Consider the following 14,489-nt stretch of genomic DNA (forward strand, 5'->3'; position numbering starts at 1 on the left):
ACATGATCGAAGCCGTCAAGTTCTGGAACGAACCGAACAACAAGTCGCATTGGGATCCGGAAGTCGACCCCGGTTGGGTGAAGTACGCGGAACTGGTGAAACTCGCGAGCGCGGCGGTGAAGGCCGAATCCTCGCAACTCACCAAGGTGCTGGGCGGCATCTCGCCGATCGACCCCGGCTTCATCCAGAACCTGGCGGGGCAGGGCGTGCTCGAAGCGGTGGACGCCGTGGCCGTGCATGGTTTCCCGCTGGACTGGAACCACTGGCAGATCCACATCTGGCCGGAGCGCATCGCCGAGATCGAGGCCGTCACGCACCTGCCGGTGTGGGTGACGGAAGTCGGCGTCTCGACCTTCGGCGCCGAGGAAGTGCAGGAGTTCGGCCTCAAGCGCACCGCCGAACTGCTGCGCGGGCGCGTGCCGCGCATCCACTGGTATTCGCTGTACGACCTGCCCAAGGCCTGGCCGGCCACGACGCGCCACCGCGAGGCGGAAGGCTCCAGCTATTACCGGCACTACTACATGGGACTGCTGCGCGAGGACGGAACGCCCAAGCTCGCCTGCCGGCATTTTGCCGACTGCACGCCGGACCTGGGCATCTGCCAGTGGTTCCACTACGAGGACCATCGGCTCGAGGATGCCGTGCGCTGGCTCAAGAAGCTGGGCGTGAAGAAGCTGCGCACCGGCCTGTCGTGGGCCGACAGCTTCCGGCCCGACGCCGATGCCTGGTTCGACCGGCAGATGCTGGCGCTGGAGGATTTCGACGTGACCGTGACCTTCTGCTTCACGCCGGAGCATCGCGGCCTGCAGCCGCACCACACCAGCGCGCCGCAGGTGCCCGAGGAATTCGCCGAGTTCTGCGGCCGCATGGTGCGGCGCTACGTCGGCGGCAGCGCGACGCCGGTGGAGCAGGAGAGCCCGCTGGCCGCGGTGGCGTGACGACCTTCTACGTCGTGCGCCACGCGGCGCACGACTGGCTGGGGCGCGGATTCGCCGGCCGGCAGCCGGAGGTTGCGCTGAACGCGCAGGGCCGGCAGGAAGCCGAAGCGCTGGTGCAGCGCCTGGCGGGCGTCACGCTCGACGCGATCTGCTGCAGCCCGCAGCCGCGAACGCAGCAGACGGCGCAGCCGCTCGCGACGGCGCGGGGCCTGCCGATCGGCATCGAAGCGGATTTCGACGAGGTGGACCTGGGCGAGTGGCAGGGGCGCACCTTCGAAGAGGTGCGCGAACAGCAGGCCTGGAAGGATTGGCTGGCGCATCGCGGCAGCGCCCGTCCGCCGGGGGGCGAGCCCTTCCGCGAAGTGGCGCGGCGTGCGGGGGCGGGATTGCGGAGGCTGGTGCAGGCGCATCCGGACCAGCACGTGCTCGTGGTGTCGCACGGCGACGTGATCAAGGCGATGGTCGCGAACGTGCTGGGGCTGTCGCTGGACAACCTGGAGAGCTTCGACATCGCGCCATGTTCGGTGAGCGTCATCGCGATGGGCAGCGACTGGGGGCAGGTGCGGTTGTTGAATTCGTTGGGCCCGGTGGCGTGATTCGCGATCCCGTAGGCTGGCGGTGACGCGCGAAGCGCCGGAACCCCAGCTTCGCTGCGCTCGCTATCGCTGGGGTTCGCAAACCTCACCACCAGCCTACCTGTTGCCGCGAAGCCTGATGCCGGCGGCCAGCTGCCACCTCCTGCAAGGCCGCCGCCACCCGCTCCCCCACCGCCGCCCAATCGCCCGCCCGCGGCTGCCGGAAGAGTCGCATCGTCGGATACCACGGCGTGTCCTCGCGCGCCTCCATCCAGCGCCAGTCCGCCTCGCGCTTGAGCAGCACCCAGGTCGGGCACCCCAACGTGCCCGCAAGATGGGCCGGCATGCCATCCACGCTGATCACGAGATCCAGCGCGCACATCGCGGCCGCGGCCACCTCGACCTGCGTGGTCTGCGCCGACAGGCACGCGATGGGAAGCCGCTGCAGCAGCGGATCCCGCGCGGCCTCGCCTTGCTGCAGCGAGAAGAACTGCACTTCCTCCAGCGCGAACAGCGGCGCGAGCGCTGGCAGCGGCACGGTGCGGCTCGCATCCCAATCGCTGGCCGCCCACAACAGGCCGACGCGCAGCCGGCCCTCGTCGCGCAGGGGCAGGCCTGCCGGGCGCGGCAACCGTTCACGCAGCTGCGCAGGGGGCGGCGGCAGGCGCGCGAGCGTCATGCGCAACGCGTACGGCAGTTCCATCACCTCGACATCGACGTCGTGCGGCGGCAGCGGATCGTCGGTCCAGTAGTTGCGCACGTCGCCCAGCCCGGCCACACCCTGCAACAGGCGCAGCAGTTGCGGCTGGACCATGAAGTGGAGTTGCGCGGCGCGCAGCAGCGGCAGGAAGCGCATGAACTGCAGCGTGTCGCCCAGGCCGTGTTCGCAGCGCACGAGCACGGTTCGGTTCGCCGGCGGCGTGCCGTCCCAGCGCAGGTGGTTCTCGCCGCGGACGAAGCCGGGAGCGCGCTGCGCGACCCGGCGCGGGAGTTCGATGCGGTCGGTGGCGCGCCAGGCGGCCTCCCAGTCGCCGCGCCGCATCGCGGCGAACCAGTCGCCGGCGATGTCGGGCGTCGCCGCGCCGCTCAAGCCGCCAGCACCGCCCGCCGCCCGCCGTTGTTGCGCGTGACTCGGCGCGTGGACGGCTTGACGTTGGGCGCATCGTGCGTCGCGGTCACGCGCGTGAGCAGCTTGTCGAAATAGGTGATGGTCTTCTTCAGGCCTTCGCCGAGCTGCACCGTCGGTTCCCAGTTCAGCTTTTCCTGCGCCAGCGTGATGTCCGGGCGGCGCCGCACCGGGTCGTCGACGGGCAGGTCGGCAAATACGATCCGGGACTTGGAGCCGGTCAGCTCGATCACCTGCCTGGCCAGCGAGAGGATCGTGAATTCACCCGGGTTGCCGAGGTTGATCGGACCGGGGCAGGGGCCTTCCAGCGCCATGAAGCGCACGAAGCCTTCCACCAGGTCGTCCACGTAGCAGAAGCTGCGCGTCTGCTGGCCCTTGCCGTACACGGTGATGGGCTGGCCCTTGAGGGCCTGCACGATGAAGTTGGAAACGACGCGGCCGTCGTTCGGGTGCATCCGCGGCCCGTAGGTGTTGAAGATGCGGCAGACGCGGATGTCGACGTTGTACTGGCGGTGGTAATCGAAGAACAGCGTCTCGGCGCAGCGCTTGCCTTCGTCGTAGCAGCTGCGCGGGCCGATCGGGTTGACGTTGCCCCAGTAGCCTTCGGGCTGCGGGTGGTATGCCGGGTCCCCGTACACCTCGCTGGTCGACGCCTGCATGATGCGCGCGTGCGTGCGCTTGGCCAGGCCCAGCATGTTGATCGCGCCGATCACGCTGGTCTTGGTGGTCTGCACCGGGTCGTGCTGGTAGTGCACCGGCGAGGCCGGGCAGGCCAGGTTGTAGATCTCGTCGACTTCCACGTAGAGGGGCAGCGAGACGTCGTGGCGGACCAGTTCGAAGCGCGGATGGTCGAGCAGGTGTTCGATGTTGTCCTTGGTGCCGGTGAAGAAGTTGTCGGCACAGATCACGTGGTGGCCCTGCGCGATGAGGCGGTCGCACACATGGCTGCCGAGGAACCCCGCTCCGCCCATGACGAGGACGGTGCTGCGGCCGTTGTACTTGCGCATTTCTTTTCCCTGTCGTGATGAATTCTGGCGAATCGAAGTCGCCTTCGGTTCGGCGTTCTTTATACGCACACTCAAGCTGTTCGTGGGCGCACGCAGCGGGGCCGTGGCCGGCTCTGCGTAGGACGAAGCCGTAAAATGCACAACGGATGAGAGGTCGCGCCCCGGCGGCCTTTTCTTTTGCCTTGAACCCGGGGCCATGTAGAGGAACACCATGTACAAAAACCTCGCCGCCCTGGCCTGGGCGGCACTCGTTTTTTCCCTCCCCGCGCAGGCGCAGAAGGTCGAGCCGCTCAAGGTCGGCTTCGTCTATGTCGCGCCTGTCACCGATGCCGGCTGGATCCACCAGCACGAGGAAGGAAGGCAGGCCGTGCAGGCGGCCTTCGGCAACCGCGTGAAGACCTCGTATGTCGAGAACGTGGCGGAAGGCCCCGATGCCGAGCGCGTGCTGCGCGACCTGGTCGCCACCGGCCACAAGCTGATCTTCACGCCGAGCTTCGGCTACATGGAGCCCACGCTGAAGGTGGCGCAGGAGCATCCGGAGGTGAAGTTCGAATCCATCACCGGCTACAAGACGGCGCCCAACGTGGCGACGGCGAATGCGCGCTACTACGAAGGCCGTTACCTGGCGGGCATCGCGGCCGGCCGCATGACGCGGACCAACGTGGCCGGCTACGTGGCGGGCTTCCCGATCCCGGAAGTGCTGCAGGGGATCAACGCGTTCACGCTGGGCATGCGTTCCGTGAACCCGCAGGCGCAGGTCAGGGTCGTGTGGCTCAACACGTGGTTCGATCCGGGCCGGGAGCGCGATGCCGCCATGGCGCTGTTCGACCAGGGCGCCGATCTCGTTTCCTTCCATACCGCGTCCACCGCGGTGATGGCGGCCGCGCAGGAGCGCGGCAAGCTCGCCATCGCCTACCACTCCGATATGCGCAAGGTCGCGCCGCAGGCGCAGCTGCTGGCGGTGACGCACCAATGGGGCGAGTATTACAAGCAGCGCACCAAGGCCGTCCTGGACGGCACGTGGAAGAGCGGCAACGTGTGGGGCGGGGTGAAGGAAGGGATGATCCGTGTCGGCTCCTTCGGGCCCAAGGTGCCCAAGGCGGTGCAGCAGGAGGTGCTGGCCCGCCAGCAGGACATCGCGGCCGGCCGGCTCAAGCCCTTCGCCGGGCCGATCACGGACAACCAGGGCAAGCCGGTCGTGCCAGCGGGCCGCAGCCTGAGCGATCCGCAGATCCTGGAGATGAACTACCTGGTGCAGGGCGTGCAGGGGCGCATCGCGCGCTGATCCGGCCCGCGGCGGGCCTCCTCCTTTCTGGGCCTTGCGGGGCTTGCGTGCCGCAGGCGAGAATGGCCGGCAAACGACAAAGCCCGATGGAGAGGGGCAGTCTGCGAAGCAGGGGCGAGCGATGTCCTACGTGGGAGAGCCCTTCCGGCACGACATCTTCGTGAGCTACAGCCACGGCACGGCGGCCGACGGCGTCGTCTTCCTGGCGGAATGGTCCGAGAACTTCGTCCGCGCGCTCGAGGCGGAACTGCGCTTCGAGTCCGAACTGCGCGACGCGCTGCGCATCTTCCTCGATCGCGACCAGCGGCCCGACCGCGGCGTCGATCCGATGGCCGAACTGCCCGAGCAGCTGAAGGCGGAAGTGGAAGCTTCCGCGCTGCTGATGGTGCTGATGTCGCCGGACTACCTCAAGTCCTCCTGGTGCCAGCGCGAACGCGAATGGTGGTCCGCGAACCAGCACGAGCCGAACCTGGCCACTTCGCTGAAGGTCCCGGTGGGCTTCAAGCCGCAGGAACGCGTGGCCGTGATCCGCATGCGCGACCCGCAGGCGCCCTGGCCGCCGCCGCTGGCCGATGCCGACGGCACGCCCCTGGTCGGCTTCCCCTTCGAGGAAGACCTGGGCGGCATCAAGCGGCCGCTCGGCTGGCGCCTGAAGGACGAGGAATTCGCCAAGGCCGTCCTGCGTGCCCTGATGCCCGTGGTCTCGCACGTCAAGGGCCGCCTCGACAAGATGCGCGAGCGCCTGCTGGCCTGGCAGGCGGAGCAGGCCCAGCTCGCCAAGCTCCAGGCGGAGGGCGGCCAGACCTTGTACCTGCACGGCCGCTCCGAGCAGGCGCCGGCGTGGGAGCGCGCAGCGATGCGCCTGAACGACTTCGGCTTCCTGGTCGTGCCGGCCCAGCCGGATCCCGTGCTGCAGGACCCCGTGAAGGAACAGCAGGTGCGCGAGCAGCGCGTGCGCGATCTCGCCGACTGCGATGCCCTGCTGCTGCTGGCCACCGACGACGGGCGCGCGCTCGATTCCGACCTGGCCGTCGTGGGCAAGCACGACCGGCACTCGGCGCGCTCGCGCTTCAACAAGCTGCTGCCGCTGGGCGTGGTGGATACCGCCGGCCCGGTGATCGCCACCCCCGTGCGGCGCAACAACGCGCGCATCCTGCAGGCCAACTGGGTCGACGCCCGGCAGGACGACTGGCCCGCGCAGCTGCCGCCCTGGCTGGCGCAGCAAGGCGGCGCGGAGGCCCGGCCGTGAGCGCCGTCCTGATCGAGCAAGGCACCGTCTCCGCGCAGGAGTACGACGCCCTCTTCACCCTGACGCTGCCGCCGCGGCCCTATCCCGGGCTGCGTGCGTTCGAGCAGGACGAGTGGACCATCTTCTTCGGCCGCGAACGCATGACCGACGAGGTGGTGTCGCGGCTGGTGGCCGACCGGCTGCTGGTGATCCACGGCGATTCCGGCTGCGGCAAGAGCTCCCTGCTGCGCGCCGGCGTGCTGCCGCGGCTGGAGCAGGGCAATGCGCGCGGCGGGGCCCGCTGGCGCACCTGCACCTTCATGCCCGGCAACGATCCCCTGCTGAACCTGGCCACGGCCCTGGCGGGGCTCGATGGCGACGATCCCGGCGGCGAGCGGCTGCTGCACCTGCGGCGCATCCTCAATGCCGGCACGCGCGCCGCGGAGGCCCTGGCGCCGCTGCTGTGCCCGCGCGAGAACGACCACGTCTGCATCCTCGTCGACCAGTTCGAGGAAGTCTTCGCCCATGCGCGCCGCTGCGGCCCCGAGGAGGCGCAGCTGCTGATCGACCTGCTCACCGGTCTGCGCGAGCGGCGACCGCCCGGCATGTATGCGGCGCTCACGATGCGGTCCGAATTCCTGGGCCAGTGCGCGCGTTTCCGCGGCTTCGCCGAGGTGGTGAACGAGGCGCAGTACCTGCTGCCGCGCATGAACCACGAAGACATCGTGCGCGCCATCTGCGAGCCGGCGCCGCTGTTCGAAGGCCATGTGCCGCGCGAGGCGGCCGAGTGGATGATCGCGGATGCCGGCGACAACCAGGAGCAGCTGCCGCTGATCCAGCACGGCCTGATGCTGATGCACCGCGAGGCCGTGCTCGCCGCCGGCCCCGGCGCGCCGTGGCGCATCGACCTGCAGCGCTGCCTCGACCGCGGGCGCTTGTCGCTGCAGCTTTCCGGCCACGCGGATGCCGTCACGGCAGACGTGCTGCGCGGCGTGGCCCCGGGCGAGGAGCGCGTCGTCGAGGACCTCATGCGCGCCCTGAGCGAGACGAACGCCGAGGGCCATGCGATCCGGCATCCCTGCACCTTCGCGCAACTGGTCGCCGCCACCGGTTGCAGCGAGCAGGCGGTGCGCCGGGCCGTCGACCTGTTCCGCGCCGACGGCACCAACCTGCTGCGGCCCTACGCGCCGCAGGCCATCGGGCCGCAGACGCTGATCGACATCAGCCACGAAGCCCTGCTGCGCTGCTGGCACAGCCTGGCCGATCTCGAACACGGTTGGCTGCTCAAGGAATTCCGCAACGGCCTGGTGTGGCGTTCGCTGCTGGTGCAGGCCGACAGCTTCCAGCGCGATCCCGAGAACGTCCTGAGCCCCGCCACGCTCGCCGAACGCAGCAAGTGGATGCAGCGCCGCAACCGCGGCTGGGCCCAGCGCTACGGCGGCCGCTGGGACGATGTCCAGGCGCTGCTGGCGGCAAGCGAGAAGGCGCGCCGCACGGAGACCCGGCGCCGGCGGCTGGTGTGGATCGCGGCCGTGCCGACGCTGTTCCTCGCCGTCAGCGTGTACCAGCAGGTGAAGGTCAGGGCTTCCCAGCAGGCCCTGACCGAAGCCCTGCGCGAATCCGAGACGAACGTGCGCGACACGCGCCGCCAGCTGGAAGAGATCAAGCTCGCCGCTGCCCGCCCGACGCCTGACTACAACGTGGTGGAAAAGCAGGTGGATGCCGCCTTGCGCGTGGTGCAGCAGCAGGCCCTGCGGCTGGAGCAGCGCCAGGTGCCGCAGGCACAGATGGCAGTGGCGCCGAACGTGCCGCCGCGCGTGTACTTCCACATCAGCGACGAATCACTGCGGCCCGGGGTGGCGGCCCTCGAACGCGAGCTGGAGCAGCGCAAGCTCGACGATGCCGCGGTGGTCGTTCCGGGAATCCAGCTGGTGGCGAGCGGGCCGTGGAAGAACGCCTTGCGCTGCTTCCACGCCGAGGAATGCCGCACCGAGGCGCCGCGCCTGGCCGCCCTGCTCAACGCGCTGATGGTGCGCCCCAGGCTGGAGGTCGAGGACCTAAGCGCGAAATACGAGAACGCCCCGAACGTGCGGCCGCGGCACTACGAGCTGTGGATCAACACCGAGGTGGTGCTGGCGGGGCGCGGCAAGGCGAAGGACTAGGGTGGTCTTCGGAGGGAGTCTGACGCCGGACTCCTCGACTCCAGCCAGCCCGCACAATGGCGCCATGCAAGCCTTCCGCGCCGCCCTCCTGCAGTTCGCCGACGACGGTGCGGCGATCTACGAGCCCGACGGCCTGCTGGTCGTCGGGCCGGATGCAACCGGCCGCCAGGTGATCCGCGCCGCCGGTGCGCATGCGGCGCTGGCCGGCAACTACCCCGGCGTGCAGGTGACGGCGTTCCCCGGCCGCATCCTGGCGCCGGGCTTCATCGACCTGCACGTGCACTTCCCGCAGACCGACGTGATCGGCTCGCCGGCCGAAGGCCTGCTGCCCTGGCTGGCCGAGTACACCTTTCCGCAGGAGGCGCGCTTCGCCGAGCACGCGCATGCGGTCGGCATGGCCGATGTGTTCCTCGACGAGCTGCGGCGCAACGGCGTGACGACCGCGCTGACCTTCTGCACCTCGCATCCCCATTCGGTCGATGCGCTGCTGGAGGAAAGCGAGCGCCGCGGCCTGCGCATGATCGCCGGCAAGGTGCTGCAGGACCGGCACTCGCCCGATGGCGTGCGCGACGAGACGGAGCAGTCGCTGGTCGACACGGAGGCGCTGATCCGCCGCTGGCACGGACGCGGCCGCCTCGGCTACGCGATCACGCCGCGCTTCGCGCCCAGCTGCACCGACCGGCAACTGCGCGGCGCGGGCGAGCTTGCGGCGCGCTACCCCGATGTCTGGATCCAGTCGCACGTGGCGGAGAACCGCGACGAGATCCGCTGGGTGCGCGAGCTGTACCCGAACGCGCGCAGCTATCTGTCGGTCTACGGGGAGTTCGGGCTGCTGCGCGAACGCGCGATCTACGCGCACTGCATCCACATCGACGACGCCGACCGCGCGCTGCTGCGCGACACCGGCGCCGCGGCGGCGGTGAGCCCCACCAGCAACCTGTTCCTGGGCAGCGGCTTCTTCGACTACGAAGGTGCGCGCCGCGTGGGCTTTCGCCACGGGCTCGCCAGCGATGTCGGCGGCGGCACCAGCTTCAGCCCGTTCCACACGATGCTGGCGGCGTATTGCGTCGCTCGCGAGGGCCAGACCAAGCCGGGGGTGAGCCTGCGCCCGCAGAACCTGTGGTGGCAGCACACGGCCGGTGCCGCGCAGGCGCTGGGCCTCGACGGCGTGATCGGCAACCTGCGTCCGGGCTGCGAAGCCGATTTCATCGCGCTCGATCCGCAGGCGACGCCGCTGCTCGCGCGCAAGACGCAGCACGCGCGCGACCTCGACGAACTGCTGTTCTCGATGATCGTGCTCGGGGACGACCGGGTCGTGCAACAGGTCTTCGTCGGCGGCCGCGCCTGAGCGTCATCGCGGACCCTGCCGTCGCGGCGGCAGCGTCATCGCCGCCACCCCCAGCACGACGCCGGCCAGCCCGAGCCACGCGAACGGCGCCAGGCGCTCGCCGAGGAACATGACGCCGATCGCCACGCCGATCGGTACGCGCAGGTAGGCCTGCGCGCTGGTGCCTACGCTGCCCAGGGTCGCGAGCAGGTGGAAGTACAGCACCAGGGCGAGGGCGGTGCAGAACACCGCCAGCGCCAGCAGCGCGCCCACCGAGGCGAACGAGGGGGAGAGCGTCCACGGGCGGTCGACGACGAGCGCGGCGGGAACGAGCACCAGCGCCGCGCAGGCGAGCGATCCGGCCGCGGGAACGATGGGCGGCAGCGCATCGAAGTTGCGCCCGTGGACCGCGGCCGCGGCATAGCAGGCGGTCGCCAGCAGGATCGCCGCCTCGGAGGCGAACCGCTGCGGCACCCCGTGCAGCGCATCCACGCCCAGGACCAGGGCGGTGCCGGCCAGGCCGACCAGCACGCCCAGCGACTTGCGTGCGCCCGCAGGTTCGCGCCCGGTGCGCGCGAGCCACAGGAAGGTCATGAGGGGCGCGCACGAGTTCAGGATCGCGGCGACGCTGGCTTCGACTTCCTGCTGCGCCCAGGCGAGCAGCGTGAAGGGCAGCACGCTGTTCAACACGGCCTGGAAGGCGAGCCGCCGCCACACCGCAGCCTGGCGCGGCAGGCGCAGGGCGCGGCCCGCCATCAGGGCCAGCAGGAGCGCCGCGGCCACCGACGTGCGCACGGCCATGGCGGTCAGCGGCGGCAGCGTCGCGACGCTGATGCGGATCAGGCTGTACGACGCCCCCCACAGCGTGGAGAGCAGCAGCAGCAGCAGCAGGGGGGTGAGCGGCGCGCGGGGCGGCATGCCCGCAAGTGTCTTGATGCGCAGGGAGCGACGTTTCAGCACGTGCTGAAACGTTCGCGGCGCAGCTGCCGCAGAATGGCTGCATGCGGCCTGGGGAGATCGACACCATTCCGGACGTCAGCCGGCTCGCCGGCCTGCTGGCGGATCCGGCCCGCGCGCGCATGCTGTGCCTGCTCATGACCGGGCGCGCCTTGACGGCGACGGAGCTGGCGCGCGCCGCGTCGCTGTCGCCGCAGGCGGCCAGCCATCACCTCGCGCGCATGCTGGACGCCCGGGTGCTGGCCATGCTGCCGCAGGGCCGCCATCGCTACTACCGGCTCGCCTCGCCGGAGTTCGCGCACGCGGTGGAGGCCTTGACGGCGGCGGCCCGAGCCAGCGACGAACAGGCGCCGCACTTCGTGCCTTCCACCCCCGAGCCGCTGCGGGCGGCGCGCAGCTGCTACAACCACCTGGCCGGGCGGCTGGGCGTGGCGCTGTTCGAGGCCATGCTGCAGCAGGGCCTCTATGCGTGGACCGGTCCCGCGCGGGCCGAGGTCACGCCGCAAGGCTGGCGCTGGCTGCACGAGAGCCTGGGGATTCCGGAGCATGGCGCGTGCAGCGGTGGCGTGCGTGCCTGCCTGGACTGGAGCGAGCGGCGCAGCCATGCTGCGGGCCCGTGCGCGACGGCGATGCTCCAGGCCCTGCTCGAACGCGGTTGGCTGCGGCGCGGCGCCGGCCGGCAACTCCTCCTCACGCCACCGGGGCGGGCCGGGCTGCGCGCGGTGCTGCCGTCCCTGCAACTGGAGTAAGGTGGCACGGCGGCCGGTGCCAGTGCGCGGGTCTGACGGAGGAGCGAAAGGGGCGCGCCCTAGAATAGCCGCCCAGGAGTTCCCCCCCGATGACCATCAAGAGCGACAAGTGGATCCGCCGCATGGCGGAACAGCATGGCCTGATCGAACCCTTCGAGCCGAACCAGGTGCGCGAGGCCGAGGGCCGCCGCGTCATCAGCTACGGCACTTCGAGCTACGGCTACGACATCCGCTGCGCGCCCGAATTCAAGGTCTTCACCAACATCCACAGCACGGTGGTGGACCCGAAGAACTTCGACGAGAAGAGCTTCGTCGACTTCCACGACGACGTCTGCATCATCCCTCCCAACAGCTTCGCGCTCGCCCGCACGCTGGAGTACTTCCGCATCCCGCGCAACGTGCTGACCATCTGCCTGGGCAAGAGCACCTACGCGCGCTGCGGGATCATCGTCAACGTCACCCCCTTCGAGCCCGAATGGGAAGGCTACGTGACGCTGGAGTTCTCCAACACCACGCCCCTGCCCGCGAAGATCTACGCCGGCGAAGGCTGCGCGCAGGTGCTGTTCTTCGAGAGCGACGAGGCCTGCGACGTGAGCTACAAGGACCGCGGCGGCAAGTACCAGGGCCAGCACGGGGTGACGCTGCCGAAGGCCTGATGCGCCGCGCGGCCGGCCGGGCCGCCCGCCGCATTTCCGCGCCCTGCGTGTAGGCGAATCCGGGCCTGCGGACAGGCTCCCACGTGGGCGCTCGCTTCTCTGCCGCCACGGCCGAGCCCACGCCGGGTGGGCGCGGACAAGCCGGCACGCCGCACCCGACGATCGCGTGGCGATCCGCTGCGCCGCAGCGGCCGTGAATTCCTCCGCAGTCGGCCGTCGGGGCAGATCGCCGTCCCGGACGCGCTATGCGAGCGCCCGCTTCCGGTCGCCGCGCGCAGCGACGCACCCTGCCCACCGCCACACCGCCGGCGCGCCCTGCGCGGACCGCGGTGGCTCGCGCGCAACGCGTTCGTGCGCGGCCAGTCGCAACTTTGCGACGTCCTGCGCGAGCTCACTCACCAGCCACTTGCGCTAACTTGCGGGCGGTCCATCATGGACGGCGAGGGCTCACCTGCCGCGTCAAGATTTTGTCCTACAGCATCTCGCGATAGCGACTCTGGCGCGGCAGAGAGCCCGGGCCTAGGATGAAATCCACCCGAGGAAGTCCGCCATGTCCACCCTGATCCACGCCGCCGCCGATACCCAAACGCCGTCGCGGAGTCGCTGGTTGTGGATGCTCCTCGCGGGCGTGGCGATGGGCCAGTTGTTCGCCTTCTGGCTCCTGTGCAGCCACCAGATGCGCAAGGCCGAAGCGCGGCAGAACGAGTCGGTGGTGCAGCAGATGGCGCTGGCCGACTGCCTGCAGTACATCCCCGGTTCCACCATCGCCAGCTGCACCAGCCGCATGGACCCGAAGCCGCAGGTTGCGGCACAGTCCCCGGCGACGGCCACCGGCGCGGTGCCGGTCAGTTTCAGCTATCGCTGAGGACGCCATGGACAGCCTGTACCCCCGCGAAGCCGGGCCGGCGCCCGCCAGCGATGCGCCGCCGGAAGCGGGCGACGAAGAATCCGCCTGCGAAGCCACCCCGCGCTACTGCCCGACCGGCCTGCTGGCGAGCTTCGCCTTGCTGATGGCGGGGCACGGGCGCTGCGTCCACACCGACATGATGCTGGGCGACCGCGAATACGCGCTGTGGCAGCTGGCCTGCGCGCGGGCGATGGACGACCCGGAACTCGAGGCCATCGCCGCGCGCCTGTCCGCCTACTTCGACGACCCGCAGCACTCCGCCTTCCCCGTGCTCGGCACGGCCTGAGCGCCCCGCGCGTTCAGCGCACGTCGAAGGTCGCCAGCTTGCGGGCCACCGGCACGTTCTTCAGCGTCGCATACACCGGCACGCCGTCCTTGTACTTCGGGTAGTCCTCGCCGCGGATCAGCGGCCGGAGATACCGCTTGCAATCCTCGGTGATGCCGAAGCCGTCGGGCGTGATGTAGTGGCGCGGCATGTGCTTCTCGACGTTGGCGACTTCGCTGAGCGGCGCCACGCCGAAGCGGTAGCGGTAGGGCTTGTCGCTGATGCGCTCGATGGCGGGCATCACGGCGTTGTGTCCCTCCATGGCGAGCTTCACCGCGGCGGCCCCGGCCTCGTAGGCCTGCCGCGCGTCGGTGGTGGAGGCGATGTGGCGCGCGGCGCGCTGCAGGTAGTCGGCCACCGCCCAATGGAACTTGTGCCCCAGGGCCTGGCGGATCATGCGCGCCACCACGGGCGCCGCGCCGCCGAGTTGCTCGTGGCCGAATGCGTCGCGCGGCCCCTGCTGCGCGAGGAAGCGCCCGTCCTCGTGCCGGGCGCCCTCCGAGACGACGACGGTGCAGAAGCCGTGCCGCGCCACCCTTTCCTCCACCCGGGCCAGGAATTTCTGCTCGTCGAAGGGAACCTCGGGGAACAGCACCACCACCGGCACGCCGTGGTCCTCGATCAGCCCGCCGGCGGCGGCGATCCAGCCGGCGTGGCGGCCCATCACTTCCAGCACGAACACCTTGGTCGAGGTGCGCGCCATGGAGCGCACGTCGAGCGACGCTTCCAGCGCCGAGACCGCCACGTACTTGGCCACCGAGCCGAAGCCCGGGCAGCAGTCGGTCAGCGGCAGGTCGTTGTCGACCGTCTTGGGCACGTGGATTGCCTGGATCGGATAGTTCATCGCCTCGGCCAGCTGGCTCACCTTCAGGCAGGTATCGGCCGAGTCGCCGCCGCCGTTGTAGAAGAAGTAGCCGATGTCGTGCGCTTCGAAGACCTCGATCAGGCGCTGGTATTCGCGGCGGTGGCTCTCCAGCGACTTGAGCTTGTAGCGGCAGGAGCCGAAGGCGCCGCCGGGCGTGTTGCGCAGCAGCGCGATGGCGGCCGTCGATTCCTTGCTGGTGTCGATCAGGTCTTCGGTCAGCGCGCCTATGATGCCGTCGCGCCCCGCGTACACCTTGCCGATCTGGTTGCGGTAGGCGCGGGCGGTCTGGATGACGCCGGAGGCCGATGCGTTGATGACGGCGGTGACGCCGCCGGATTGCGCGTAGAAGGCGTTCTTGCGGGCCATGGGGCGTGATCATCGC

The 14,489-nt window shown here is 70.1% G+C and carries 14 protein-coding genes; 10 read left to right on the plus strand and 4 right to left on the minus strand.

Annotated elements, in window-relative coordinates; genetic code table 11:
- Positions 1-2: 2 nt before the first annotated feature.
- Entirely contained in the window at positions 3-938 is a 936-nt protein-coding gene (locus tag JI746_RS17650) for a glycoside hydrolase 5 family protein (RefSeq protein WP_201691366.1), read from the plus strand.
- Complete coding sequence (locus JI746_RS17655; protein ID WP_201691368.1) at positions 935-1,534, plus strand: histidine phosphatase family protein; 600 nt, start codon at positions 935-937, stop codon at positions 1,532-1,534. Before JI746_RS17650 ends, JI746_RS17655 begins: the two co-directional genes overlap by 4 nt.
- Before the next feature lie 85 nt (positions 1,535-1,619).
- Here JI746_RS17655 and JI746_RS17660 read toward each other — a convergent pair whose 3' ends face one another.
- The gene (locus JI746_RS17660) at positions 1,620-2,603 is read right to left on the minus strand and encodes a glycosyltransferase family protein (protein WP_201691370.1); all 984 of its coding nucleotides are present in this window, start codon (positions 2,601-2,603) and stop codon (positions 1,620-1,622) included.
- Positions 2,600-3,646: a UDP-glucuronic acid decarboxylase family protein gene (locus JI746_RS17665; RefSeq protein WP_201691372.1), complete on the minus strand. Its 1,047-nt coding sequence runs from the start codon at positions 3,644-3,646 to the stop codon at positions 2,600-2,602. Before JI746_RS17665 ends, JI746_RS17660 begins: the two co-directional genes overlap by 4 nt.
- Positions 3,647-3,857: 211 nt before the next feature.
- Between JI746_RS17665 and JI746_RS17670 the strand changes: the two genes are divergently transcribed.
- The 4 genes from JI746_RS17670 (at position 3,858) to guaD (ending at position 9,669) form a co-directional block, all read left to right on the plus strand.
- Positions 3,858-4,931: a BMP family ABC transporter substrate-binding protein gene (locus JI746_RS17670; RefSeq protein ID WP_201691373.1), complete on the plus strand. Its 1,074-nt coding sequence runs from the start codon at positions 3,858-3,860 to the stop codon at positions 4,929-4,931.
- Between the two features lie 121 nt (positions 4,932-5,052).
- Positions 5,053-6,180, plus strand: coding sequence for a TIR domain-containing protein (locus JI746_RS17675; RefSeq protein ID WP_201691374.1), 1,128 nt, complete (start codon positions 5,053-5,055; stop codon positions 6,178-6,180).
- The gene (locus tag JI746_RS17680; protein ID WP_201691375.1) at positions 6,177-8,321 is read left to right on the plus strand and encodes an nSTAND1 domain-containing NTPase; all 2,145 of its coding nucleotides are present in this window, start codon (positions 6,177-6,179) and stop codon (positions 8,319-8,321) included. Before JI746_RS17675 ends, JI746_RS17680 begins: the two co-directional genes overlap by 4 nt.
- 64 nt (positions 8,322-8,385) lie before the next feature.
- Complete coding sequence (gene guaD, locus JI746_RS17685; RefSeq protein ID WP_201691376.1) at positions 8,386-9,669, plus strand: guanine deaminase; 1,284 nt, start codon at positions 8,386-8,388, stop codon at positions 9,667-9,669.
- A 3-nt stretch (positions 9,670-9,672) separates the two neighbouring features.
- Here the strand turns inward: guaD and JI746_RS17690 are convergent, their stop codons facing one another.
- A complete protein-coding gene (locus JI746_RS17690) occupies positions 9,673-10,566 on the minus strand; it encodes a DMT family transporter (protein WP_201691377.1) in 894 nt (297 codons plus the stop codon).
- Positions 10,567-10,649: 83 nt separating this feature from the next.
- Between JI746_RS17690 and JI746_RS17695 the strand changes: the two genes are divergently transcribed.
- The 4 genes from JI746_RS17695 (at position 10,650) to JI746_RS17710 (ending at position 13,203) form a co-directional block, all read left to right on the plus strand.
- Positions 10,650-11,354, plus strand: a complete 705-nt coding sequence (locus JI746_RS17695; protein ID WP_201691378.1) for an ArsR/SmtB family transcription factor — start codon at positions 10,650-10,652, stop codon at positions 11,352-11,354.
- Positions 11,355-11,443: 89 nt separating this feature from the next.
- Entirely contained in the window at positions 11,444-12,010 is a 567-nt protein-coding gene (gene dcd, locus JI746_RS17700) for a dCTP deaminase (RefSeq protein WP_201691380.1), read from the plus strand.
- Between the two features lie 550 nt (positions 12,011-12,560).
- On the plus strand, positions 12,561-12,875 hold the full coding sequence (locus JI746_RS17705) for a hypothetical protein (protein WP_201691382.1): 315 nt from the start codon (positions 12,561-12,563) through the stop codon (positions 12,873-12,875).
- A gap of 7 nt (positions 12,876-12,882) precedes the next feature.
- Positions 12,883-13,203, plus strand: coding sequence for a hypothetical protein (locus JI746_RS17710; protein WP_201691383.1), 321 nt, complete (start codon positions 12,883-12,885; stop codon positions 13,201-13,203).
- Between the two features lie 13 nt (positions 13,204-13,216).
- Here the strand turns inward: JI746_RS17710 and JI746_RS17715 are convergent, their stop codons facing one another.
- Positions 13,217-14,473, minus strand: a complete 1,257-nt coding sequence (locus JI746_RS17715) for a 6-phosphofructokinase (protein WP_201691385.1) — start codon at positions 14,471-14,473, stop codon at positions 13,217-13,219.
- Positions 14,474-14,489 lie beyond the last annotated feature (16 nt).

Origin of the sequence: Ramlibacter alkalitolerans (assembly GCF_016722765.1) — a bacterium.
GTDB lineage: Bacteria > Pseudomonadota > Gammaproteobacteria > Burkholderiales > Burkholderiaceae_C > Ramlibacter > Ramlibacter alkalitolerans.